General features: G+C 63.2%; 27 protein-coding genes. All 27 read right to left on the reverse strand.

The window, feature by feature from the left end; all coding sequences use genetic code 11:
- Positions 1–11 precede the first annotated feature (11 nt).
- On the reverse strand, positions 12–857 hold the full coding sequence (locus ABE543_RS06770) for a hypothetical protein (protein WP_346475461.1): 846 nt from the start codon (positions 855–857) through the stop codon (positions 12–14).
- A complete protein-coding gene (locus ABE543_RS06775; protein ID WP_346475462.1) occupies positions 854–2,809 on the reverse strand; it encodes a hypothetical protein in 1,956 nt (651 codons plus the stop codon). Before ABE543_RS06775 ends, ABE543_RS06770 begins: the two co-directional genes overlap by 4 nt.
- A 21-nt stretch (positions 2,810–2,830) precedes the next feature.
- A complete protein-coding gene (locus ABE543_RS06780; protein ID WP_346475463.1) occupies positions 2,831–5,896 on the reverse strand; it encodes a host specificity factor TipJ family phage tail protein in 3,066 nt (1,021 codons plus the stop codon).
- Positions 5,893–6,270 (reverse strand): nitrite transporter, encoded by a 378-nt coding sequence (locus ABE543_RS06785; RefSeq protein ID WP_263174779.1) that lies wholly within the window; start codon positions 6,268–6,270, stop codon positions 5,893–5,895. The genes ABE543_RS06780 and ABE543_RS06785 overlap by 4 nt, the downstream gene beginning before the upstream one ends.
- A complete protein-coding gene (locus tag ABE543_RS06790; protein WP_346475464.1) occupies positions 6,267–6,749 on the reverse strand; it encodes a DUF1833 family protein in 483 nt (160 codons plus the stop codon). The genes ABE543_RS06785 and ABE543_RS06790 overlap by 4 nt, the downstream gene beginning before the upstream one ends.
- The gene (locus tag ABE543_RS06795) at positions 6,746–7,204 is read right to left on the reverse strand and encodes a hypothetical protein (RefSeq protein WP_346475465.1); all 459 of its coding nucleotides are present in this window, start codon (positions 7,202–7,204) and stop codon (positions 6,746–6,748) included. Before ABE543_RS06795 ends, ABE543_RS06790 begins: the two co-directional genes overlap by 4 nt.
- Positions 7,204–9,699: a phage tail length tape measure family protein gene (locus ABE543_RS06800; protein WP_346475466.1), complete on the reverse strand. Its 2,496-nt coding sequence runs from the start codon at positions 9,697–9,699 to the stop codon at positions 7,204–7,206. Before ABE543_RS06800 ends, ABE543_RS06795 begins: the two co-directional genes overlap by 1 nt.
- A 63-nt stretch (positions 9,700–9,762) precedes the next feature.
- Positions 9,763–9,906, reverse strand: coding sequence for a hypothetical protein (locus ABE543_RS06805; RefSeq protein ID WP_346475467.1), 144 nt, complete (start codon positions 9,904–9,906; stop codon positions 9,763–9,765).
- Positions 9,907–10,055: 149 nt separating this feature from the next.
- Positions 10,056–10,445: a phage tail assembly chaperone family protein, TAC gene (locus tag ABE543_RS06810; RefSeq protein ID WP_263174790.1), complete on the reverse strand. Its 390-nt coding sequence runs from the start codon at positions 10,443–10,445 to the stop codon at positions 10,056–10,058.
- Positions 10,442–11,161, reverse strand: a complete 720-nt coding sequence (locus ABE543_RS06815; protein WP_346475468.1) for a phage tail tube protein — start codon at positions 11,159–11,161, stop codon at positions 10,442–10,444. The genes ABE543_RS06810 and ABE543_RS06815 overlap by 4 nt, the downstream gene beginning before the upstream one ends.
- 63 nt (positions 11,162–11,224) lie before the next feature.
- Complete coding sequence (locus tag ABE543_RS06820; protein WP_346475469.1) at positions 11,225–11,590, reverse strand: DUF3168 domain-containing protein; 366 nt, start codon at positions 11,588–11,590, stop codon at positions 11,225–11,227.
- Positions 11,587–12,069, reverse strand: coding sequence for an HK97-gp10 family putative phage morphogenesis protein (locus ABE543_RS06825; RefSeq protein ID WP_346475470.1), 483 nt, complete (start codon positions 12,067–12,069; stop codon positions 11,587–11,589). The genes ABE543_RS06820 and ABE543_RS06825 overlap by 4 nt, the downstream gene beginning before the upstream one ends.
- Positions 12,062–12,397 (reverse strand): phage head closure protein, encoded by a 336-nt coding sequence (locus ABE543_RS06830; protein ID WP_263174800.1) that lies wholly within the window; start codon positions 12,395–12,397, stop codon positions 12,062–12,064. The genes ABE543_RS06825 and ABE543_RS06830 overlap by 8 nt, the downstream gene beginning before the upstream one ends.
- Positions 12,394–12,600, reverse strand: a complete 207-nt coding sequence (locus ABE543_RS06835; protein ID WP_346475471.1) for a hypothetical protein — start codon at positions 12,598–12,600, stop codon at positions 12,394–12,396. The genes ABE543_RS06830 and ABE543_RS06835 overlap by 4 nt, the downstream gene beginning before the upstream one ends.
- Positions 12,601–12,662: 62 nt before the next feature.
- Positions 12,663–13,004 (reverse strand): head-tail connector protein, encoded by a 342-nt coding sequence (locus tag ABE543_RS06840; RefSeq protein ID WP_263174806.1) that lies wholly within the window; start codon positions 13,002–13,004, stop codon positions 12,663–12,665.
- A 3-nt stretch (positions 13,005–13,007) separates the two neighbouring features.
- Positions 13,008–13,406 carry a hypothetical protein gene (locus tag ABE543_RS06845; protein ID WP_346475472.1) on the reverse strand — a complete coding sequence of 133 codons (399 nt, stop codon included), beginning with the start codon at positions 13,404–13,406 and terminating at the stop codon, positions 13,008–13,010.
- Between the two features lie 61 nt (positions 13,407–13,467).
- Positions 13,468–14,721, reverse strand: coding sequence for a phage major capsid protein (locus ABE543_RS06850; protein ID WP_346475473.1), 1,254 nt, complete (start codon positions 14,719–14,721; stop codon positions 13,468–13,470).
- Between the two features lie 11 nt (positions 14,722–14,732).
- Positions 14,733–15,419 (reverse strand): HK97 family phage prohead protease, encoded by a 687-nt coding sequence (locus ABE543_RS06855; protein ID WP_263174813.1) that lies wholly within the window; start codon positions 15,417–15,419, stop codon positions 14,733–14,735.
- Complete coding sequence (locus ABE543_RS06860; protein ID WP_263174815.1) at positions 15,416–16,720, reverse strand: phage portal protein; 1,305 nt, start codon at positions 16,718–16,720, stop codon at positions 15,416–15,418. The genes ABE543_RS06855 and ABE543_RS06860 overlap by 4 nt, the downstream gene beginning before the upstream one ends.
- Before the next feature lie 2 nt (positions 16,721–16,722).
- A complete protein-coding gene (locus tag ABE543_RS06865; RefSeq protein ID WP_346475474.1) occupies positions 16,723–18,399 on the reverse strand; it encodes a terminase TerL endonuclease subunit in 1,677 nt (558 codons plus the stop codon).
- A gap of 76 nt (positions 18,400–18,475) precedes the next feature.
- The gene (locus ABE543_RS06870) at positions 18,476–18,892 is read right to left on the reverse strand and encodes a hypothetical protein (RefSeq protein ID WP_346475475.1); all 417 of its coding nucleotides are present in this window, start codon (positions 18,890–18,892) and stop codon (positions 18,476–18,478) included.
- 110 nt (positions 18,893–19,002) lie between these two features.
- Positions 19,003–19,371: an HNH endonuclease signature motif containing protein gene (locus ABE543_RS06875; protein ID WP_346475476.1), complete on the reverse strand. Its 369-nt coding sequence runs from the start codon at positions 19,369–19,371 to the stop codon at positions 19,003–19,005.
- On the reverse strand, positions 19,371–19,646 hold the full coding sequence (locus tag ABE543_RS06880; RefSeq protein ID WP_346475477.1) for a hypothetical protein: 276 nt from the start codon (positions 19,644–19,646) through the stop codon (positions 19,371–19,373). The genes ABE543_RS06875 and ABE543_RS06880 overlap by 1 nt, the downstream gene beginning before the upstream one ends.
- A gap of 7 nt (positions 19,647–19,653) precedes the next feature.
- Positions 19,654–20,136 (reverse strand): hypothetical protein, encoded by a 483-nt coding sequence (locus ABE543_RS06885; protein WP_346475478.1) that lies wholly within the window; start codon positions 20,134–20,136, stop codon positions 19,654–19,656.
- A complete protein-coding gene (locus ABE543_RS06890) occupies positions 20,133–20,576 on the reverse strand; it encodes a hypothetical protein (protein ID WP_343205446.1) in 444 nt (147 codons plus the stop codon). The genes ABE543_RS06885 and ABE543_RS06890 overlap by 4 nt, the downstream gene beginning before the upstream one ends.
- An 8-nt stretch (positions 20,577–20,584) precedes the next feature.
- Positions 20,585–21,250 (reverse strand): glycoside hydrolase family 19 protein, encoded by a 666-nt coding sequence (locus ABE543_RS06895; RefSeq protein WP_346475479.1) that lies wholly within the window; start codon positions 21,248–21,250, stop codon positions 20,585–20,587.
- A gap of 88 nt (positions 21,251–21,338) precedes the next feature.
- Positions 21,339–21,884, reverse strand: coding sequence for a hypothetical protein (locus ABE543_RS06900; protein ID WP_346475480.1), 546 nt, complete (start codon positions 21,882–21,884; stop codon positions 21,339–21,341).
- Between the last annotated feature and the right edge of the window lie 538 nt (positions 21,885–22,422).

A 22,422-nucleotide genomic window follows, 5' to 3' on the forward strand; every position in this document is an offset into this window, starting at 1 on the left:
ACACAGGCCGATCAGCCATTCAACTGGCGCTGGTAGGGGCGCCAGTACTCTCGAAGCATGCGCTTGCCCACGTCGCTGAGCAGTCCACTTGACACGAATGCCTCTCGGCAGATGCCGGTGAATTGGGATCCGCCGTTCTGACCAGAACCTACTCGCTGGACGAACCAGGCCATGCCTAGCCCACTGGGCGCTACTGAGTTACCCGTAGTGCCAGCGAAGGCGGAGACTGACCGTCGAACTCCGTCGACTTCAAGCGCCATCGTCTTGTTGACGAAATCGATTTCTCCGATTGCTAGATAGAACCTACCCGGAACAAGGCCGGAGAAGCCGACCTGTGAGGCCGCTTGACTCACTGCGCTATGACGCGCCGTCAGCACCAGCGAGTTGGCCGATGAAAGCATGAACTTCAACATTGGCGTGGAGGTCCCGGTCGGGCTACCGCCCAGAATCGTCTTGCCTGCCCCGTAATCCTCGCCCTCGCTACCGGCCGCTGAACCGACAAGAGCAGCGATCGTCAACGCCGAGCGGCCTCCGAACAGGGTCGCTCCTGTCAGCCCGGTCGCCGCGTCTACAATCCCATATCCCGTCAGATTTGCAGCCGGCGTTGCCCGGTCCCCGGCCAGATAGGCTTGCTCGTGCAAGGACTGCTGCTTCATGCACCCCTGAAGCGCCGGGGACGAAAGCCCATAGGCCGCTTGAGTCTCGTAATCGATCAACGCTGAAACACTGCCACCGGCGTCGGCGACGGCCTCTGCACCGATCCGGGTGATCATTCCGCCTCGTGGAAACGGGATGTCGTTGAGAGTGATGCCGCCGCCAGGCAGCGCTGAATCGCGGAAAGAAATGATGCTCGTCACAGAGAAGCCTCCACGGCGTCAAAGTAATAGGAGAGAAAGTTGTAGTAGCGGCCAACCAGGTATACGAACTCCGGACGCGCCTTCCAGTGGATCCGACCGTCCGACCAGAAGTACTCCATGAGCACGGTGGGTCGCGCCAGCTTCTGGTCACTTCCAGCTCCAGAAGCGATCTGGGTGGATACCCATGTGGCGCCGCCATCCGTACTCTCGAACTTTGTTAGCTCGGAAGACTGAGGACCTCGGTTCCAGGCGGCAGCAATCACCGTGTATGGGCCAGCAATGCACATCCCTGCGAAGTACGCCTGCTGGTTCGTCAACTCCATCGGGTTTCCAGCAGAGCCCTCAGCTCCAATCTGCGTAACCACAGGAGCGCCGCCATCCGCAACGCGAATGTGTTTGAGATTCCCGCTCCACTCCGTCTTTTCGAAGTCGACTACAGCAAACTCGAGGACGCCCTCGCTGGTTTCTTGCATATCGAATAGGCGCTTGAATCGCCCAGCCGATGGCGTGTAGATCACGGACAGGCCCATTGGAGAATACGGGTCGAATGCACCGGTCGCGAACGCGTCCGCAGCAATCGTGTTTCCTTGCCAATCACGAAGACTTCTGTCAGCAAACAGGTATCGCATGTAAAGAACGCGCTGGTCCAGACCGTTGTTCGGATGCTGCTGAATGCCGATGTGTAGACCAAGGCCGTCGAGCGTCGGCTTCGTCATCATGTACAGGTCGTCGCCGGCGATGAATCGTGCAGCGTGTACCGAATCCATCTCATCTGCGCTTCGATAGATCATCCAAACTGCAGACGATGAGCCTCCCTGGCGACTGAAGGCTATGATCTCATTCGGGTTGAACGGATTGCGATGGACCTGCGCGTAGCTCATCGTGTCTGCCATCGATACCGTGCGTACACCCCCAATACCCGCAGCATTGGTGGTGGGGGAGCGCCAACAGCGCAATCGACTGCCTGCCAGGGAATGGTCGGCCTGCATTACCAACACCGGATTCTTGGCGTTTGGCCTTGGGTCAAGCGCAACCGCTGGTGCATTGTGATCGTCGGTCTGATATCCGGACTGGATGAATTGCTGGCGACCAAATTCGTACTGCATCCATGCCGCGGATCCAATTCGCTCGTTGACCGATAGACCGCCAAACCATTCGGGCGATGCACTGCCCTGCGCTACTGATCCAAGCCACTTGCGCCCGTTCATTGTGCAGAAGGTTGGAAAGACCCACTGGTTGTAGGCGGCGTCGAAGATTCGTTGCCGATCGTGCGCAGCGCCGCTGAGGACGGTCATGGGACTAGCCGACGGAACGGGCTCGGACAGAAAGTCGATATCGTCCCCGAGGGCATGACGGTATCCAGTTACGCGACCTCCGTGCAACGTCACCTGCTCGACTCCAGGAATCGAGATGTCGTCCCTGACAGCCATCTCGATACCGTCGCTCATCGACATGTTGGGCATACGCCGACGACCGGAAGCATCGAGTGCTACCAACACGTCCCCGCCTTCCGTCACGAGAATTGCCGTCGCGCCGGTCTTCCCACCGGTGGTGGTGTTATCGGCCTTCAAGGACACTACGTCACGCGCCCTCCACCGAAGCCCACCCGCGGTCATGACATACCGCCCCTGATTAGGGACCTCAGTTCCAGTTACGGGATCAATGTGAACGCCCACGTCACCGATAACAGCGACCTGGCGGTTCACTGGAATCTGCCCTGCCCCGGCGGCAGCGGCTGCTGCCTCCCACGTCGGGAACTCGATCGTGCTGCCATCGGCCAGAAACTTCTGGAAGTCGGTCTCGATCCCAGTCCAGCTCTTTCGTGTCTGACCCCTGCGGTCTACCCACGCCACTTCGGGGCCGTTGATGCCCGCATCAAGGTTCTCGGCGTTGTCGTACAGATCCAGGGGCGAGTTCGAGCCCACCGGATTGCCGGTGTTGTACTTGGTCATCTGGGTGCGTCTCCAGGAGTGCTACGGCGCTGTGGCGTCGTCGTATTGGTAGAAGGCGGGGTCGTATTGCAGGGCGGTCAGCTCTACCGAGCCGTCCTCGCCGGGCGTGAGGTCGGCCAGAACGGCGTCGTACCCAGCGCGCGTGCTGTCGCAGAAGATCAGCTCCGGCGGGTCAATCGTCGGGTCATCCATGATCCAGGTGTTGAACGCGTGTTCACCCGGCAAGGCGGAGGCAGCGACGGTGAGGCGGTGGTCATCCACGCGCGTCGGGACGATCACATTCGACAGCGTGCCGTCCTGGAAGCGCACCAGGCAACGAGGCGCCGGCAGGCTCCAGTCCAGGTACTCGCCCACCTCGATCAGCAGCTGGGTTCCGTCAAGCCGTGCCGATTCGATCATGGCGCTGATGGTGCTCGATCCCGGAATGTCGTCGAACAGCTTCACCCGATCGCCGTACTGATAGACCAGGCCCATCATTTCCGTCTTGGTCTTGTAGGTGAGCCGCTGGCCTTGGTGCTTCATCAGGCGTCGCATGCCGATCCGATACGCGCGATCGCGTGTTCCAACGCCCTGCAGCTCGTAGGTCTCCACCTTCCACGGCTCAGCCACACCGGGTAGCCGGCATTGCACCGTCTCGGATGCCCACGTCACCTCATCGATGTAGGTGACGTCCACGCCGTCATAGTCATCCGGCCCAGGCGAGATGAAAGACGTGGTCAGCGGCTCCAGCTGGCGCTGCGGCGAGATACCGCCGCGCCAGGCCTTGACCCCTTCCCTGCCAGCCGAGCACATCGAGTCGATCAGCAGGAAGTAGCCCATGCCGGACTGCGCTGCCAGCTGCAGCATGTCCAGAGCGCTGGTCCCGGACTTCTCCGCGCTCAGGTCGAAGAACTCCCCCCGCGGCGTCCAGTAGGTTTCCTCCAGGTGCTGCAGAGTATCCATGTCGATCTGGTCGCTCGGCAGGCCCAGGGAGCGCATCACATGAATCATCGCGCCACTGATGCTGCGCGCGGCACCTTCGTCGTACAGGCGCGTGGCCTCGACGTTGAACCGCCTGTCCGTCTGGGCAGCCAGCTTCGTGCCGGTGGTCACCGTAAGGCCAATGGTGGTCAGGTCGTCGTAGCGTGTCGGCCGCTGCGGGAGTCGTGCGCGCAGCCCCTGCCAGAAGCACGCGTCCCGGGCCGAGTTGCCACCACGCTCGGTGACGCGCCGCACGCGCACCTCAATCTGCCCCGGCGTCACCAGTTCGATCCGCTCAGTGAAGCCCAGCGCGTCCTCGGACGTTGCCGTATAGACGTGAGTGCGCACAGACCATGCGTCGCCAGATCCGAAGACCCGCCAGGCCACCCGCACCGTCACAGTGAACGTGCGCTTGTTGCCCTTGTCCGTGTACCAGATCAGGCCGCCCGGAAAGTTGAAGTCGTACTCAAACGCGTCGGTGGTCTCCCCACTCGGGCACACCAGGAACGGCCCGAGCCATTCCTCTCCCTCCTGGAATCCGGTCGCCCGGTAGTCGGTTGCCGTGCGGGTGGTCCAGCCCGGCCAGCCGGTATCGATTACTCCCCCCTCGGTCAGGCGCTGCACTGTCAAGGTGAGGCCGGACACCGAGTCGATGCGGTACTCACTCTGACCGCGCGACATTGCCAAAGACACAGTGCCCGGGGGCAGACCACCGAACGCGGTGCCGGTGGCGCTGTCATACGCCAGCGTCACCCGCGGGAACGTTGCCGGCGTCCCGCCCGTGGTTGCCTCGCCTGGCGTGGCGGTCGGGCTGCTGCCGAACACGGCCGCCGGCAGGCCGCTGTAGGTGATGCTGCCGCCGACATAGGGGCTCGACGCCTCGGCAATGGTCACCACACCGCCAGACTGGGTTGCCACCAGGCCACTGTCCACGAGCTGGTCGTTGATTGCAGTCAGCAGCACGCCGATGGCGATGTAGTCGGCCACCAGGGCGATGCTGTAGGTCGTCCCGCGCCAGGTGATCCCGAAGGTGACAGGAGAGCCGCTGAAATCGAAGCTGGTGGCTGCCGCAGATCCAGTCACCCGCGCCGGACTGCCGCCCTCACCAGGCACCGCCGGAGACCCGGGAACGTAGGTCGCTACGAAGAGCGCATAGTCCGCGCTGTTGTAGGTCAGCAGCACCGGCATTCCCACGTAGGGAGCGAGCTCATCCACCGCACTGCCGGCGATGATCGAGTACAGGCCGCTTGTGGTTGCCGTGAACGTGGCAGCCACCTTCAGGGTCAGCACCGCGCCAACCGTCCAGCTGGCAGGCACGGACGTCGCAGGGCGCTCCTTCCCATCTGCGTCGGTGACGGTCGCGTTGTTCAGCGTGATCACATTGCCGGACACCGTTGCCGAGTCCGCGTTGATGCCTGTAGCCACGTCCGCCGTTTCGCTCAGATCCAGACCCGCCGTTCCCGAAGCCGTCGCGCCAACCTCGGTTGAGTTGACCCAGTTCTCGGAGCGAGCGTCTCCGCCGACGTCGGTGCCCGGTGGATAGATGGTCATCTCGACATCGCTCCCGAAGGAGCTGATCGGCGTATTCCCAAGCCGCGCGGAACCCACCGGAATGATGTGCCTGCCCTTGCCGACGCAGACGAACATATGGGTTCGGTAGGTGTTGCCGCCGACGAACCGTGAGACCGGCTGCACCAGATAGTCGGCCCACACCCGGCAACGGCCCATCACCTCGCGGATGGGGCTACCCAACCGCGCAGAATTCGCCCGCGCGGTGTCGAGGCTGAGGCTATCGCCTTGCCCGAACCGGCTTCCTGATGGCAGGTTTGACGCCATGTAGATGGCGTAGGCCGCGACGACGGCAACCACGACCCAGTACACCACTGCGGCGGCACCCTCGTAGTGAGGGACTGGGTAGATACGGACATCTGCATCCGCATCGATCCATGTCGAGCCCCATGCCTCTACGGGTACGGTAGCACCGTCAACTTCTACCTCGATTGGCTGCTCACCATCGCCGGTGTATCCGCGCACCTTTGACCGCAGCCAGCTGTCGACGGTTACCCGGCCGTGTTGGTGCGTTTCCAGCGCCTCGCCGGGCATCCGCGAAGGGAACACCCGGATCACGCGTAATACTCCACCCGGTTGAAACGGCGTTCGAAGCGCGCCACCGGCAGCACGGTCACGTTCCGGCCATCGTTGCACTCCAGCGTGCACATCCGGCCCTCAACCTCCACCAGCACGGCCACATGCGTCACCATGCTGCCTTCGTAGCAGAACGCCACAGCGCCCTCCACAAGGTCGCTGCCGGCGTGCTGCAGGACGGCCTGCTGCGCCAGCTCAGGCAGGTCCTCACGGGTGGCGCCGGGATGCTCGTCCCAGGCCGGGAGGCCCAGGTCGCGGCGGACCTCGTTGACCACGCCATAGCAGTCCAGCTCGGGGAACACGCGGCCACCGCTGACCCAGACCACGTCCAGGTACTTTTCCAGATCGATGCTCATGAGATGTAGCGAAGCCCAGGATGTTGGGAAAGGTTGAAGCGATCGCGAGGCCACGCGGTGTCGAGGATGTTCATGAACCCGGCGGTCACCTGGACCTCCGTGGCCGACCACTGCCCGCCCTTGATGACCATGGACAGAGGGCGCTTGATGGGAGCCAGCAGATCGCTGCTGAGGTAAACCCGCAGGGTGACTGTCATCGCTTGCTTCGACGCCAGTGCTGCACGGATTCTGCTGCTCACCACACCGTCGATGTTGGTCAGCGCAAAACGCAGATCCTGGACGCCGTCCGCGTTTCGGGCGGGCTTTGCCACGTCCATGCCGCAGGCCTTGAAAGTGACTGTCTCGCCTGTCTCCAGCACCGCCCGCAGATCCTCCCAGCCCTTTGTCAGGTAGTAGGTGTCGCTGCCGGCCGAGATAGCCAGCGTCTCGTGCTCGATCTCGCTGCCCCCGGAGACATACAGCCGTTCCAGAATGCTCATGGCTGCGGCCACTCCCTGTTTGCTGCCAGATCGATCACGCTGGCCCGCAGGAAGCCGTCCGGGAACTCCGTCCACCCGTCCGCAAGAAGCGGACGCAGGTACAGCTCAAGCGGCGCAGTGAACATCCACAGGTTGCCGTTGGTCAGCGTGGGCCCGTCGTAGATGTCGGTGAACCGGGCTTTGTAGTAATCCATGCCCAGAGGACTGCGAAGCCGGCACGCGAACCACGCGACACCATCCGACAGCTGTTCCTGAAACCACTTCTCGAACAGCGCAGCCTGCTGGTCGTTGAGCAGCCATCGCACCTCCGTCTGGCTTGGCGTGGCTGTATAGGCGCGCCGTGCCAGCGAGCGCCCGCTCACAAAGGTTGATCGGATCAGTGGCGACACGTGGCGCAGGCCATACCCCTCGCGCAGAGGCTCCGGCAGCCACTTCGGCTGCATGATCAACGCCATTAGCCGACCTTCCTTCTGACGTTCCAGTTCGACCGCATCGCACGTGACTGTGGCCCTGTGCCTGACGTGGTGTCGGCAACGCGGTCCTGACGTGCCAGCATCACCGCCCGGGTTACGGTCTGCTCCTGCATCAACCTCTCCCGCTCGCTGATGGAGCCGTTCACATTGAAGTTGAACTCGTAGTTGTCGCCGCGCCCGCCGCTGACCGAATCTCGCGAGACCCGATCCAAGGTCGCATCCAGCTTCGCGCTGGTCGCTGCGGTGGTTACCCGCTCGCCCTTCTGCAGCAACCAGGTGCCTGTCTCGGGCACGCTATCAATACCGTCGTGAGCCATACCCACGGCAGATACCTCACCGACGAGATTGGCAACAGCCGCAGCTGCGGCGGCCATTGCAGCCAGGTTTGCGGGGAACGGCAGGCCGCTCGAAAGCGCCGAGCTGACAGCATCCTTTGCGGCGAGGGCAGCCTTGGCCACCGAGAACGCCTTGCTGATCGCGAAAGCAGCCCGGTAGATGCCAGACTGCTCGCCGAATCCAGCGCGCATTACACCCGCGACGGCAGACAAGCCCTGCTCCGCAGCTGTCAGGCCCACCTGCCACCTAGCCTTGTCCAGTTCGTCTAGCCTCGCCTGATGCGTGGCGGCCAACGCCGCCTCCTGGCTGTCCCATTGATCATTCAGATCAGCACGGGCCTTCCTGTACTCATCCAAGGCCTCAAGCTGCGCAGCGTACCGCTTGTTCTCCTCCTCGACAGCCTTGTCGATCTTGGAGAACTCACCGCTGGCGCCACCGTACAGAGCGTCCGGGCCGCGGTACTCGCTACCCATCGATCCGCCCACCTGCTCGATCGCCTTCCCGGCTACCTTCGCGAACTCTGGGTCGTTTGCGGCGCCCACGGCAGCGGCAGCCTGCAGAACCTTCAGTCTGTCGCGCGCCAACTCAACGCCCAAGGAATCCTTCTTGTTGAGCTCTTCCTTCAGCTTGACGAACGCCTCAGTTGCCTTAGCAGCTTCCTCGTTCGCTGACTTCACCCCTGCCAGCCTATCGATCTCCGTCGCCAGCGCGCGCAGTCGCTCCTGCTGGGCTGCGTTCAGGCCCTGGAGGCTGCCCTGGACCATTTCAAAGTTCAGGCGCTGCAGCTCGGTGGCCCTCCCCGACCGATCTGCACTGGTATCGAACAGCTCGATCTGACGCCGCAACTGCAGCCCGGCCGATTCATAGGCCTGCTGCAGCTGCTTCTGAGCGGCAAGACGCTTCTTCGCGTTCTCAGCGTCGGCAGCGGCCGCAGTGGCCGCAGCGCGAGCGGCGGCGTCGCCGGTGACTCCATCCGGAACAGACGCAGCAGCAGTGGCTGCTTTAGCGGCCTGCTCCATCATTCGCTGGCCCTCGGCCAGCTTCCTCTGCTCCGCCTCAATCTCGCCACGCAGGCGCTGAATCACCGTCTCTGGACGCGACAAGAGGTCCGATGGGATCAGCTCACTGGCGTTGAGCGTCGAGAGGCCAAGCGTACGCCGACCGTTCTGCACGGCATCGATCGTCCGCTGCAGGCGCTCGATACGCTCCTGAACGCGAATCACATCGGTGGCGTCTGGGCCGTTGAAGCGGGCCGACAGCTCTTCGGCGACGAATTTCGCCACGTTGCCGGTGGTGGCCGCGAACTGCGCCAGCGTTCCGATTGCCTCGACCGCGCCGGAGATCAGGTTGTTGAATCCCTCCCTCGTGGCGGGATCGTTCAGCGTGGCGATCAGCTCGTTGACCGCATCGGTTGCGCCACGGAGACTGCCGTCGCCGGCAGTAGTGATGTCGTTGAGAGTATTCCCGAGCGCCTGCAGGGCGCCTCCGAAGGTGTCCCGAGCGGCCTGCGCGGCGCCAGCGTAGGACTCTTCGAGGATCTCCAGGATCATCACCTGGGCCTCGCCTTCCTTGCCGGCCTTCACCAGCTCGTCGATCGTGCCGCGCACTTCCTTTGTGAAGGCGGCGCCGAACCCCTGCTGCGCCAGAGCGGCGGCAGCCTTGCTGGGCGATTCCAGTGCACGGCCGATGGTCTCCGCCGACTGGGTAACGCTGATGCCGAGTCGTGCTGACTGATCGATGACCGCCTGCATGGCGCGGGGGATGTTGGAGGCCAGGATGCCCGAGTAGGACAACAGGCGGGTCTGCGCCTCCACGATCTCGCCACCACTGAACGTGGACTTGCTGGACAAGGTATCAGCCATGTCCAGCAACTGCTGGCGGGTGTATCCGGCCGCTCCTCCCGTTGAACGGATGATGGCGTCAAGCTGTGCCACTTCTCGCTCGGCCGCAATGGTATTGCGACCGATCATCACGACCGCCGCTGCGATCGCCGTGCCCAGCGCAATGCCAGCGAGCTTCGCCTCTGCTTCGACCTTCTTGCGCCACTTCTCTGCCCGGCGCTCGGACTTGTCCAGGCCAGACGCAAAGCCGCCGACCTCGGCGATCACGTCGATGGTCAGCGTACCAAGGGACCGGGACATAGCTCTCTCTACAGCGGGGGCTGGCCGGCGGCCAGCCAGGTTGATGTGCACCCTATGGCGGGGCTACCACTGCTTCATCGCCTCCTCGAGGCTGATGGGCTCGGCATCCACGTGGGGCATGAAGTCGGTGGGCTTGAACGCCGCGCTGCCTGGCTTGCGGTTCGAGTTGGCGAACAGCGCGGCCAGCATCCCTGTCGCTGCATCCATCCGGCTGCCCAGGTTCAGGCTGCCGCGACGGGCTCGATAAACGCTCCAGAGCTGGAACTCCCGGATGGAGAGGCGCTCCTTCGCCTCCCCGATGCTGCGGCCGCCAATCCCGTTCAGGACCAGCTCGCACCACAGCTCATCCTCCGGGGTCAGCTCGTAGCTTTTCCCAGGTTGTTCACCTCGCCGATGGCCATCAGCAGTGCCACCGACAGGTTGCCGTCCAGGGCGCCGCGCTCCGGATCGGCCTCGCCGGTGATATCGGCAACGGTGAACACTGCCTTGCCGTCCTGGTCGCAGATGCTGGCCGCGATGCGGCCGGCAACGCCGTCGTGCTTGTTCGTGGCCGACAGCACGTCCGACACGGCCGCCTGGAAGCCCAGCGGCCGCACGTACACCGTAGCGGTCAGCTCCTCGTCGCCCTGCTTCCAGCGGATTTCCTTCTCCACCGGGCGGCCGGTGAACGCGCCGACCTTCTGCAGGCCTGCCACGCTCAGGTTGACCGCGCGGGCGGTGGCCGGCTTCTTGGCTCCCCGGCTCACGGCGTTTCGGCCTTACGCAGCCAGACGCCCGAGCCGCTGCGCTGCATGGTCGCCGCGGTGGTGACCACCGCATTGCCCTGGAAGTCGAACGGGAAGTCGCTCACGTAGGCCTGGAAGGTGTACCAGGTGCGGGTGTTGGGCAGGACCAGCTCGGCCACGGTCGAGCGCTCTGCCGTCGCCGCGGCACCTGTGCCAGCGCCGCCGCTGAATGCAACGGTGGGAACACTGGTGTACCCGGTGCCGGGGTTGGTGATGTTGACGCCGATCACCGAGCCGGAATCAACGATGGCCGTGGCCGTCGCGCCGCTGCCGCCACCACCGGTGATGGTCACGGTCGGCGCCGACGTGTAGCCGGTGCCGCCGTTGGTCACTTCGATGTTCGAGATGCTGCCGACCTGCTGGACGGTGGGTTCGATGTCCACCCCATCGGACCAGCCGATGGCCCACTGGATCGGATCGCCGCCGTCCTCCTGTTCCGCCAGCTGCCACATCAGATAGTGGCTCTCGTTCTTCGGGTCGGCGTTGATGGTCACCGAGGCCTGGCCGGGAGTTCGCAGCCCCTTCTTGTAGGTGCGAGTATTGGTCTCGGACAGACAGGTGTCGTCGATGTTGTCGGCCGGCGCGGTGCCAGGGTTGAACGCCGTGATGCACTCGATCTCGCGGACAGTGCCGTTGATCAGGCCGTACAGCTGGGTTCCTTGGGTCAGGATGCTCATCGTTTCTCCTGCGGGCAATAAAAAGCCCCGCAGTGCGGGGCGTGGGTGGGGATGTAGCGGGCGTTACCGAGGGACCAGCCAGTCCACATCGAATGACAGGCGCAACAGCTTCGTTTCGGGATCAAGCATCTGGCTGCCCCAGCGCGTGATGTACCCGCGAGGTTCGAAGGCATCGCGCAGTGCGGTGGCGCCCTGGACCAGTGATGCTTCGTCCTTCGCATACACGTCGACCTGCGTGGTCAGCGCGTCCACGTCAGGGCGCTGGGCCAAGTAGTTCTCTGGGCTACCACTGACTGTCTGCCATACCGCATAGGGCAGCGCAGGCGGATTTTCGATCAGGCCGAACGGATAGACGCGGGTCGGTGCGTCGCCGAAGGCCAGCCGCACCGGTGTGGAGGCGATGCACAGCGGGAAGATCGGGGGGATCATGTCGCCCCCTGCTTGGCCAGCACGCGGTCCAGCGCCTGGTTGAAGCTCCGCGCGAATACGTCGACTGCCTTCTGGCCGGCCTGATCCGGCACTGGCCTGAAGATCGGCTGCGCAGGCATCTTCGAGGTGCCGAACTCCAGCAAGCGCCAGTACCAGGTGATACCACCAGGGTTACTCGTCCCCTGCTGAGCGGCGCGGCCGGCCTGGGCGCCACCGAGAACGCCGACACGGAACGCCAGCACACCGTCCTGCTTGAACGCGCGTCCATTCCAGCGCACCGCGACGTTCTTCCAGATTGCGGTCTCGGTCTCGTGGTCATCCACGCGGCGGGCGTTGCTCTGCGCCTGGTCGCGCAGCACGTTGGCCGCGCGGCGCAGGGCCGCACGCCCCCCCTTGTAATTCACCTCTCGCTTTACCTGCGCCATCTTGTTGCGGATGCCGTCCAGGCCGCTCACGTCGAATCGGATGCCATCAGCCATCGTTGACACCCTCGCTGCACGGAAGCGTGAGGTACTCCAGGCCACTGACCGGGTCGGGCAACACGCCATGGATGTTCAGCACCTTGCCTCGGAACAGCACCCGGCACTTGTCGGTCACGCCTTCGCGGTGGCGGATGGTCACCCGCAACGTGACCTCGCTGTCCACCGCCTTGGCTGCCACGAACTCGCGGGCCGACAGCGGCGCCACTTCTGCCCACACATCGGCCAGCGGCTCCCAGCTGACGGTCTGCGCGCCGGTCGCACTCGACTGCCCGTAGACCTGACGCTGCAGCTGCACCCGGTGGCGCAGCCGGCCGGCGGCGATCATCGCGGCTTCCCGCTCAGGTAGTTGCCCGACCCCGCCTGTTCCGCCTCGGCGCCCTCGCTGTCGCAGAGGTAGTCCACCAGCCGATTAACCGCCTTGGCGTTCTCCATGTCGGCCTTGGTCTTTTCCTGCAGCGCCGCCACCAACTGGTGCGTCGCCTCGGTCTGGGCTCGCAGCGCGGCCAGCAATTCGCTTTGCTCGTTCATTCGCTTCTCGCATCCATTTCATGAGCCAGGCGCGACGCCGCGCGCAGCCGGAGCAGGCCACTTCAGACGCCGAGCCCGACCCGGTACGGCCACAGCAGGCTCCGGGGACCATCCTTCATCTCGGAGACGATCGTCCCGGTGATGACGCTTTCTCGGTTGGCGTAGAGATGGCCGAGCGTAAGCAGGATCGCTGCACGAATTGAGTCGTTCACCACCATGGGCTCACAACCGGCCGTACCGGCCAGAACTGCGGCCGCCATGCTGGCGGCGTCAGGGAACACCTTCCGGTTCATGAACTCCTGCGCCGCCTCCTCAGCCGCGCCGCCGTATAGCTCCAGCATTGCGTCGTCGGCGCTATCGGCCCGGCAGTGCTGCCGGGCCTTCTCGATGGTGATCAGCTGCATGGCTCAGGCCTGGGCTGGCGTCGCCGCCTTGATGGCGGTTTCGATGGCATCGATCACGGTGGCACGGGCCTTTTCGCCTTTGGCGCGCTCAGCAGCTAGCGCGGCTTCGAGGGTGGCACGATCAGTAACATCGGCCAGCGCGGCGATGACCTTCTCGACCTTCTGCCGCACCAGGGCTGCGCCAGGTTCGGGTGCCGTCGGAGCCACCTTGTTGTCCGGCGCGGGAGCCATCTTGTTCGACGGCAGCGGTGCGGCCTTCCCTTCGGCTCCTTGCGGAGCGATCAAGCCCAGTATCAGCAGCTCCTTTGCACGCGTATCCGGCCCGGTCCAGGGCTTACCGCGCTTCTGGTATCCCCCCTCGGCGTTGGGGTCATTGAACCCCTTCTTGGCGATGTACTTCATGGAATTCTCCTGTGGCGGGCCAGAAGACCCGCTACTTACTTGCACCAGCAGAGGGCCCTATTTACGGGGTCGGATCTTCGAAGGTGCCGTGCACGAAGGATTCCGGGCGATAGACAGCCAAGGCCAGGCGCTCCTCAGCGCGGATGGTCACCATGTTCTTGCGGAAGTTGTCGCCGTCCTCGGTGGAGACTTCGACGGCAGCATCCTCACGGTCGAAGACCTGGGCTGCGATATCGAACGCACCAACCAGGAATTCGCCCTCCGGCACTGCGGTGGAGTCCACCACCGGAAGCTTCCACATGCGCGGCTGACCACCCTCCACCACGTTCACCCAGATGTAGCGACCCTGCTCGTCCTTCTGCAGCTCGATGTCCGCCCAGTCCACCGGGTTCAAGGCGATACCGCTGGCGCGGTACTCCGCCACGCGGACCTGCAGGATCGCGCGACGCAGGATGTCAATCTTGGTGTCGCCAGCCTTGCGCAGGGCCTCGTTGAACGCCGTCGCCTGGGGGATCAAGCCGAGCAGGTTCTGGCCGGTGCCGTCGCCTGCCAGCAGCTGGGCTTCTTCCACGTACTTCAGGCCGTAGATGGCCCGGCCGTTGATGTAGCTCTGCAGCAGCGGAACATCGGCCAGAACCTGCTTGGAAGCCAGGAACCAGTGGGCCAGGGTCTTGACCGTGGTGGTCTTCAGCTCGAACGACAGGTCGGACTGCGGCTTCAGCGCGGTTTCCGCCACCGGTGCCGCCATGTTCTGGAAGCCCGATTCCTGCACGAACTCGATCGCGTTGGAGCCCGTGCGACCCGGCATGATGAGGTCGCGGATGGTGAAGGGGCGATCCGGGCCGGCAATGACTCCCGGAACCCGCGTCGGCTGAATGGCGGCGCCCACGCCACCAGTGCCAGTGGTGGCGCTGGTGATCGCGGTTACCGCCTTCAGGTTCATACGGGCGATGCCACGCCCCTTGGCAACCAGGTCGTTGAAGCCCTCCTGCTCGGTGAACTGCTCACCGATGCTCTTGAGGTCAACGGGATCGTTGGCCGAGAGGCGACGCGCCAGCTTCTGTTCCACTTCGAGCAGGCGAGCATTGATCTCGATGCCCCCCTTGGAAAGCAGTTCCAGCACGCCCTTGGTGTCGTCCAGGATCTTGCCGTGCTCCTTGATCTCGTTGCTGGCCTTCTCGGCGAACACCTTGATCTCGTTGTCACGTTCGTTCAGCTGGTTGATGAGGCCCTTCAGTTCCAGCGTGTCGTCCAGGGTCTGGGCGTTCTTCATTTCGCGGCCAATCGAGTTGGCCAGTGCGGTGTAGCGGGACATATGTGTGTTCCTCAGAAAGTCGGGAGGGTGAGCCGCCCCAGAACCGGGACAGCCGTGTAGTCTTCAGTCGCCTTGCTCCCGGACTCGCTCCGGTCCAGCAGATGCTTCAACCCGCGGTTGGCGATCACCGCAGATTGGCTTTTCGAGAACCCTGCCTCACGCAGGATCTGCTCAAACTCAGGCATGGTCGGCAGCGACCCATGTGCCAGCTTCGACTTGATGGCATCGATGCGGGCGTCATCGTTTGCCGGGAAGGTGACCAGGCTGATTTCCACCAAATCAACCTTCTTGAGCGTGCGCACGCGCTCCTTTTCATCCCAGCTGTCCTCACGGACGTAGTAGCCGATGGACAGGCCCGACACCGCGCCGGCCTTCATTAGCGCGTGCGCCTCCTTGGCGCGGGCCACCCCGTCGATGATGAGCTGGCCCTCGACCTTGAGCCCGTGCGCATCCTCCACCAGGCCGGTGTACACCCCGATTGGCTCACCGCTGCGGTGCTGCCACAGCACCGGCACCGGCCGGCCCTTGGATTTGATCTCTGCCAGGCTCTCGCTGAATGCTCCAGGCGCAACCACCTCGCGGTAGGAATCGACCGTGCCGAACACCGAGCCGTAGCCAGAGAAAAGGCCGTCATCGCTGACGGCCTTCACGGAGAGATCAAAGTCCCTGATCTTCAGTGCTGCGCTTTTTCGATTCATGTCGTCTTCCCGTCGTCAGATTGCAGCCAAGCCATCAGTGCCGATCGGGCCTGCTGGTCACCTGTGTTGGAGCCCAGCATGTCGATGGGCAGGAGGTTGGATTGCACAGTCAGTTCAGCGGCCTTGCCACCCTTACGCTCGAGGTTCTCGCGCTCACGACAGTCGTCTCGCGAGTAGATGCCGTTCTGTACCATCGTGCTGTAGAAGGAGGCCCTGGCCGCACTATCGGCCCGCAGGAGGCCCTCCACCGCGAACTCGGCGAAGTACTTGGCTCGTTCGACAGGAGCCATCAGATCCTTGCGAATCGACTGTTCGATGCGCCGCAGCCACGGCGCAAGGGAGAAGGTCAAGAACCCGATCATCTGTTGCTCGATTCCCGTGCCCCAGCTGGTGGATTTCTCCGCGTGCCCTACCATGAACGGGGGAACGCCAAACCACCTGCAGATTTCCTCAACGTTGAAAGCCCGGGTAGCCAGTAGCTGAGCATCTTCCGGATTCATGGGAACCTGCTGGTACTTCATGCCAGCCTCAAGCAGCATGGTCTTACCGGCATTCATCGCCCCCGCAAACTCGGCTTGCATGTTCTCGCGGAAGGTGGCCCTGTTCTTTTCGCTTAGGATCTGATCGGTGGTCAGCACGCCCCCAACGTTCATCCCGTTGGCGAACACCTTCGACGACGCCTCGTCTGCGGCCATGGCCGCGCCGAAAACTTGGGCGCCGGCTTGGATGGAAGAGATCCCCATCGACCCGTCCGTACTGAAACCACGGATGTGCCACATTCTTTCTTCGGAGATCACGCGCTGACGACCATCGGTGCCCGAGTACCGATACTCAAGCTCACCGGTTGAAAGTCGCCTAACAGCCATTCGCTGTGGCTGCAGAAACTCCAGATTCACCAAGCGTCCGGAGCTGAGCGTCTTCTCTGCGTAAGCATTTCCCCAAAGGAGCAGGCTCACCATGACGACCTCCCAGAACTGCACAGCTGTCATGTCAGCATTTGGCTGGTTGTGCAGGATCTCGTAGAGGGGGTGGTTGTTGGCTGCCACCCTGGTGCCATCGGGCTTTCGTTCAAAGAACCCAACCGGAAGTGTTGCGATGACCTGGGCGAGCAGCCGCACACATGCCATGGCCGCAGACAGCTGCAGAACCGTGCGCTGGTTCACGGTCTTTCCAGCGCTTGAACCACCGCCGGACCATGCAGCCCAGAACGCTTCATCGGCGAGGCCGATAGGCACCCCGAGCCACCGGAGAACCGATGACTTGATCCTGCCGGGACCCTTCTGCTTTGCGTCCTTCGTCATCTTCACACCACGATTGGATTTGAGAAGAAGCCGTCCAGGTCGCCCTGGCCATCTTCAGGAGTAATGGATAAGCCAATCGCCATCAGCAGCGCGGTCATGTCGTCGATCTTTTCGCTCGATCGCTTCTTGTCGGGGGCCATATTCATGTTCTGGTCCCGCCGCGCCACCAGGTTCGACGCACACCAGGTCAGCACCGGGTCTCCGTCATGGACCAGGCGCTTGCTCACATAGGCGCGCTCAAGCTCCTGCATGGCTGGGTGGTATGACTTCGGCCCCTGAATGAACTGGACCATCGGAACACCGGCGGCTAGCAGCCGGCCGACAACCTCTGTCGCGTTCCAGCTATCGAAGGCGATCGACTGCACGTTGAAGCGAGCAACAACGTCCAGGATCGACCTTTCGATGTGAGCGTAATCGGTGACCTCTCCCTCAGTGGTTTCGAGGTGCCCCGAGGCGACCCAGCCCGCGTAGGGGACAGTCCCTCGCTCAGTCCGCTGCTTAACCGCCTCCTCTGGAACCCAGCGACGGCCCCAGGTGATGATCTTTCCATCCACGCGCCAGACCAGCCGGAACGATGTCAGGTCGCTGGTGCTGGCCAAGTCCAGGCCGCCCCAGCATGGAACGTCCTTCAGCGCGTCTAGGTCGACAACTCCAGTGCAGGACGCCCACTTGCGGAGCGCCACCCAGCCGTTTGCCGCGGAGGCCGGCCGATTCAGCCGCTTGATCTGGAACTCAGCCAGCTTGGAAGGCATGGCCTTTGCCTCGACCGCCTCCTTTCGGATCGCGCCCAAGAGGTGAGGATTTACCTCCATCAGAGGGTTGGCCTTTCGCCAACTCGCCTCGTCGAAATCCTCGTCCTCTTCGTCGACCGCGTAGAAGACAGCCAGATAGTGATCGGCGGTGTGCTTGAACACGCCGGCGAGCAGCTGCTTCACGAACTGCCTGATCTCTGCCCAAGGGCCGGGATTGGTGTAGCCCTCAGTCGTGGTGAACAGCCAAAGCGGATTGCGGCGTGCACCCGCTGCAGACTGGAGAACGTTCAGCAGGTCCGGCGTCTTGTGAGCGTGGATCTCGTCCAGTCCAACGTGGGATGGGTTCAATCCGTCCTGCGTGCTTGCCTTCGCGTGGATAGGCTTGAAGCTGGCGCCAATCTCCATGCGGCTGATCGACTTGGCCCAGGTCTCAAGGCCATAGGCCTCCCGAAGGTCCGGCGTCTTCTCAACCATCCGCTTGGCAACGTTGAAGATGATCGATGCCTGCGGAAAGGTCGTCGCGGCCGAAATGACCTGCGCGCCTTCCTCGTTCTCGCAGCACTGGCAGTACAGGAGAATCGCCGATGCCAGGGTGGACTTGGCATTCTTTCGTGCCACCGCGAACAGCGCCGACGTGAAGCGTCGCGTGCCATCAAGCTTCCTGAAGCCGAATAGCTGGACCACGAAGAAGACATGCGACCTGTGCAACCGGATCTCTGCCGTCTCCCACGATCCCTCTACGTGAGGCAGTAGCTCAATGAAGCCGCAGGCATGGGCTGCATGCTCCGGTGAAAACGTGAACGGAGCCCCTCGCTTCTTCGCTCGGTTCAGGTCATCCAGAAACCGCTTGGCTGCTTGACGAATCAGCAGCCCGAACGCTTTACCCTTTCGGTCCTCCACTGCCTCCTGTGCATAGTCGATGGCCACCGCTACGTAGTCAGACGGGTCCGGCCTTGGCCGACGCCGAGGGCGCGCGGCCGCGGTCGGCTTCGCCGGCTTCTTCCTACTTGCCAGGCGGCGCGAGGGCGCCGAACTTGTTGCCGGGCTTTTTCTCGACACCACCAGAACTCACCTTGCGTCTGCTCGCCGGCGTCATCCCGAACTCAGACATCAGCGCCTTCAGCGCGGTCTGTTCAGCGGCTGTGATATCCACCCCTGCCATCTGCTTGGCGACTTGGACCTGCCAGGCGTAGCAGAGCTGCTGCAGTGCATACAGGTCCACGGTCTGGAGAACCTTGGCTGCCACCAGCTGGGGTCCCAGGTCATTCCACATTGCAGCCCCGTTGACGTTCAGGTGCTGCGGCGGGTCGGGGAACACGTCGATCAGGTCGAACTCGGGAGCGTCCGGCGCCTCACGGTCCGGCCGGGCGGTTCCGGCAATCACCTTGAGGGCCGGAGCGGTCGGCTTCCGTCCTCTCATTTTTCAAATCTCAATTTTGACGGTGCGAAAAAAAGGTTGGGCGCACGGTCAGGGAGGCGAACCGCCCCAACTTTTGACCCTCCCCCCGCCCTATCTGCCGTTGTTGCGATTCATTCGCGTCCACGCGCGCATTTCGGGGGCGCCGTGGCACCTCGGTGCCAGTTGCCGAACCCGCCGTCCTCGGTCGCAGTCTTGCGGTCGTGGCAGGGCTTGCAGAGGGGCTGCCAGTTGTCCGTGTCCCAGAACAGCGCCTGGCTGCCCTTGTGAGGCCTGATGTGATCGACCACCGTCGCAACCGTGACGTGGCCGGCTCGCTGGCACTCGGCGCACAGCGGGTGCCTCAGCAGGTAGGTCGCTCGGGCTCGCTGCCATCGGCCGCCATAGCCACGCTCAGCCGTGGTCTGCCTCATTGCTGCGGCCGGCACGTGCACGACCGCCTGCCTCGGCATGGCGTTGTGCTTCGGGGCCCGGCGCGGCATCAGCTTCCGTCCGAAGGGATGGGTTTGCCCTGCACCTGCTCGATGGCATCGAACTGGGCCTCGTACAGATCGAGGCAACGCTTGCGGCCGTTACTCACTTCGAACACAGCAGACGGCTTGCCGGCACGGGTCCAGCTGCACCGCTTTGTCAGCGCCGCATCGATGGGAACGAACGTGGCCACAGGGACACGGATGACAGCTGGTGCTGGGGGGTTGGGTTTCGGCGTCGACGAATGGCAGGACGCCAGAAAGAAGGCCGCAGCCAGGACCATCATTCGCACGTCAGTACCCCTTCAAGGCTGGGCAGGCAGAGTCGAGCAATTCCAGCGCGGCCTTGCATGTATCAGGCCGCTGCTCGTAACGTCCGCGCCAAGTGGCTGCGTCCTTCTCGGATGATTCGATGCGGCCAGCCAGAGCCTGCAGAGCGGCCGCGCTTTCAGCCTTCAACGCCTCCAGCTTCACGGCCTCGGCGCGGAGAGCATCAGCGACCTCGGCCAGTCGCTGGTCCCGGCTGTCCACATCGGCCTGCAGGCGCTCGGCATCTGCCTTCCAGTCAGCCTTGACCTTGACCACCTGCGCGCTCAGGTCGCGGATGCGCTGCTCCTTCTCATAGGCCGAAAGGCCAGAGACCAGGCAGCCGAAGGCCAGCACCGCGCAGACGAGCTTGATCTTGCTGCCCGGCTTTCTCAGCCACTGGAACGCATCAGCTGCAGCGCCGATGACCAGCTCCCACACCGAACGGAGAAACCTCAGCAGCACGCTCATGGCTTGTCGCCTCCGATTGCGCCAGTGGCCTTCTCTACCAGGCGAACATAGCTGGGTAGCAACCGGCGAATCAGAACGCCGGAAAGGCCAGCAAGCGGCAGCTGCGGCGCGCCTGCAAGCTTGTCCCAGATATAGCCGGCGATGGCGATGACCCATGCGGCCACGACCGCGTAGGCGACTACCGCTACACCCAGCGCCACCCAGCGCGCTGCCGTCTGCAGCCAGCGGTGTCCGCGCTTGCGCCCCGCATCCGCTGCAACGCGCTCCGCATCCTTCTCTGGCAGCAGCAGAACACCGATCAATGCGCCAGCGATGGCGACCAAGAGAATAGACTGGGGTACGCCCAGGATGATGCGCTCGGCTGCACGCAAGGCATCGGCGGTAGCCGGCGCCACGACTGCTGCCGTGAAGGTGCCGACGATGATCTTGAGGGTGCTCACGGGCTCAGTCACGCGGCCAGCACCTTCAGCGCGCGCGCATATCGCGCCCTGCGATCAGCGGAACCGGTCTGGCCGCCGTTCACTCGTTCGGTGATTTCGTCGAATCGGCCGGCGTCAGCCAGCTTGTTCAGGGATCGGGCATCCCAGAAGGCACCGGCCGCCAGCGCGCCCCACTTGGGCTGCTCCAGCGCCTCGGGCTGGGCCTCGAAATCGGGCACACCCTTGATGCCCTTGACACGCAGAGCGTCCCGGATAGCTGCATAGTTCGCGCGACCAGTGTTCTGGATCGGGCCACGGCCACGGAATCGGTAGCCATCGCCGCTCGCCTCGGAGCCGTTGCCCAGGCGGTTGGCGTAGGCGTTGTTGCCGATCGCTACCGGCTTCCGCTCCAGCGCGCGCGCCAGGTCGTTCGGCTTCCTCGGCTTGGCCTTCAGGTCAACGGCATAGCGGCTGGGCCAGGTTTCTGCCATGCCTTGCGCACTGTAGTTCAGGTTCTCGACGGTCCGGGTCAGGCTCGCCGACTCGTGACCGACCTGCGCCAGGAACGCTGCCACCCGCTTCGGGGTGCTGATGCCGAACGCAGTGCAAGCGTCTGTCAGGGGCTGGGCCCACTGGGCGGCCACGGCCTCACTGCAGCCGACCGCCTGCTGAATTGTCGAGGCGGTCAGGATCATAGCGGGCCCGGAAATGGAAAAGCCCCCGGAATTTCCGGAGGCTTCTATGTCATCGTGACAGCAAATCTATACAAGAGGTGCGCACCTGTCAAGGTAATTTTAGGTTGTCCCGGTGAACGAACTTCCCAGCGTCAGCTCCGACCAGTTCTGGATTGGCCAAGAGAAACTTGAAAACGCTTGGTTTAAGCGTGGCGGAGTGACGACCACCGTTGTAATCATGGGCAAATGAGACGTAACCGAGATCATCAAGCTGACGGGCGGCGACAGTCACCTCAGTATCGGTGCCGCCGACGCCAACCGTATCCCTGCGGGCCTCCACAGCTCGACGTAACACTGTCCTCATCGCGGGGCTCATTGCTGCAAAGGCTTCAACTTGCTTTTCATATTCGGCTTTTGCAGCTTGCTCCAACCTCAGCTTCTCTTTTGTCGCGTTCTCCGAAACCCGCTTGTCACGAGCCGCTGCCGCATTCTTCCGCTGCGAACGATAGGAACGGCGCTTGAAGATCTGCAGCAGACCCACGAGCAAGAACCCGACAATTCCAGCTACTCCTGCGCTGGAGATTGGAATCCCCAACGCCCCAGTGGCACTGTCAACGCGCTCCAACCATCCTGCCTTTTCAATGGAGTACTTCATCACAGTACTTACAGGGACCCACAGAGCGGCTGCTGTGGAAATCTGCACTAATGGATAGGCACGCAGAAATCTTGCGACGAATCTGATTGACCCTGTGATCCAGCCCAAGTCGGCCATGGATGCCCCCCCCATCCAGAATGAATTTTGGGATTCTATGCCGCGAGAGCTATTCCCTCCAACCTGCCCCTGACCCGTTGAAACCCAAGTTCTACCAAGGCCAGGTAGTGCCTACCTGAAACCGGCCTCTCGCCACAATTCGCCATCAGTAGATTCGCCGTCTCGAAGCGCTCGACCTTCCGACGCCCTACCCCACAGTGGTAGGCACGCATAGCGCAAGCCATCGACACGTTGTCTCGGGCGATGCTAGCGACGATATCCTCAATCATCTGCGCGCGACTATCGGACTCCAACGGTTTGTATCCTTGAGATCTACTCGGCATGTCCCCGCGGTGCTCAATCAGAACGGCTAAGAGGTTCTTAGACTGGTGACCAAGGTAGTCGCAATCCCGATGCAGCGCGAACTCTCTGCCCCAGTGTT

The organism is Stenotrophomonas sp. TWI169 (assembly GCF_039674705.1).
In the GTDB taxonomy this organism is placed as follows: Bacteria; Pseudomonadota; Gammaproteobacteria; order Xanthomonadales; family Xanthomonadaceae; genus Stenotrophomonas; species Stenotrophomonas maltophilia_P.

Bases quoted from the DNA above. Each gene is read 5' to 3' on its own strand.
- ABE543_RS06880 (WP_346475477.1), bottom strand. From the start codon at position 19,646: ATGATGGTCCTGGCTGCGGCCTTCTTTCTGGCGTCCTGCCATTCGTCG.
- ABE543_RS06885 (WP_346475478.1), bottom strand. From the start codon at position 20,136: ATGAGCGTGCTGCTGAGGTTTCTCCGTTCGGTGTGGGAGCTGGTCATC.
- ABE543_RS06835 (WP_346475471.1), bottom strand. From the start codon at position 12,600: ATGAACGAGCAAAGCGAATTGCTGGCCGCGCTGCGAGCCCAGACCGAG.
- ABE543_RS06870 (WP_346475475.1), bottom strand. From the start codon at position 18,892: ATGAGAGGACGGAAGCCGACCGCTCCGGCCCTCAAGGTGATTGCCGGA.
- ABE543_RS06815 (WP_346475468.1), bottom strand. From the start codon at position 11,161: ATGAGCATCCTGACCCAAGGAACCCAGCTGTACGGCCTGATCAACGGC.
- ABE543_RS06800 (WP_346475466.1), bottom strand. From the start codon at position 9,699: ATGTCCCGGTCCCTTGGTACGCTGACCATCGACGTGATCGCCGAGGTC.
- ABE543_RS06850 (WP_346475473.1), bottom strand. From the start codon at position 14,721: ATGTCCCGCTACACCGCACTGGCCAACTCGATTGGCCGCGAAATGAAG.
- ABE543_RS06855 (WP_263174813.1), bottom strand. From the start codon at position 15,419: ATGAATCGAAAAAGCGCAGCACTGAAGATCAGGGACTTTGATCTCTCC.
- ABE543_RS06875 (WP_346475476.1), bottom strand. From the start codon at position 19,371: ATGCCGCGCCGGGCCCCGAAGCACAACGCCATGCCGAGGCAGGCGGTC.
- ABE543_RS06795 (WP_346475465.1), bottom strand. From the start codon at position 7,204: ATGGCGTTGATCATGCAGCCGAAGTGGCTGCCGGAGCCTCTGCGCGAG.
- ABE543_RS06825 (WP_346475470.1), bottom strand. From the start codon at position 12,069: ATGGCTGATGGCATCCGATTCGACGTGAGCGGCCTGGACGGCATCCGC.
- ABE543_RS06820 (WP_346475469.1), bottom strand. From the start codon at position 11,590: ATGATCCCCCCGATCTTCCCGCTGTGCATCGCCTCCACACCGGTGCGG.
- ABE543_RS06790 (WP_346475464.1), bottom strand. From the start codon at position 6,749: ATGAGCATTCTGGAACGGCTGTATGTCTCCGGGGGCAGCGAGATCGAG.
- ABE543_RS06845 (WP_346475472.1), bottom strand. From the start codon at position 13,406: ATGAAGTACATCGCCAAGAAGGGGTTCAATGACCCCAACGCCGAGGGG.
- ABE543_RS06830 (WP_263174800.1), bottom strand. From the start codon at position 12,397: ATGATCGCCGCCGGCCGGCTGCGCCACCGGGTGCAGCTGCAGCGTCAG.
- ABE543_RS06805 (WP_346475467.1), bottom strand. From the start codon at position 9,906: ATGGATGCAGCGACAGGGATGCTGGCCGCGCTGTTCGCCAACTCGAAC.
- ABE543_RS06840 (WP_263174806.1), bottom strand. From the start codon at position 13,004: ATGCAGCTGATCACCATCGAGAAGGCCCGGCAGCACTGCCGGGCCGAT.
- ABE543_RS06895 (WP_346475479.1), bottom strand. From the start codon at position 21,250: ATGATCCTGACCGCCTCGACAATTCAGCAGGCGGTCGGCTGCAGTGAG.
- ABE543_RS06785 (WP_263174779.1), bottom strand. From the start codon at position 6,270: ATGAGCATCGATCTGGAAAAGTACCTGGACGTGGTCTGGGTCAGCGGT.
- ABE543_RS06775 (WP_346475462.1), bottom strand. From the start codon at position 2,809: ATGACCAAGTACAACACCGGCAATCCGGTGGGCTCGAACTCGCCCCTG.
- ABE543_RS06860 (WP_263174815.1), bottom strand. From the start codon at position 16,720: ATGACGAAGGACGCAAAGCAGAAGGGTCCCGGCAGGATCAAGTCATCG.
- ABE543_RS06900 (WP_346475480.1), bottom strand. From the start codon at position 21,884: ATGAAGTACTCCATTGAAAAGGCAGGATGGTTGGAGCGCGTTGACAGT.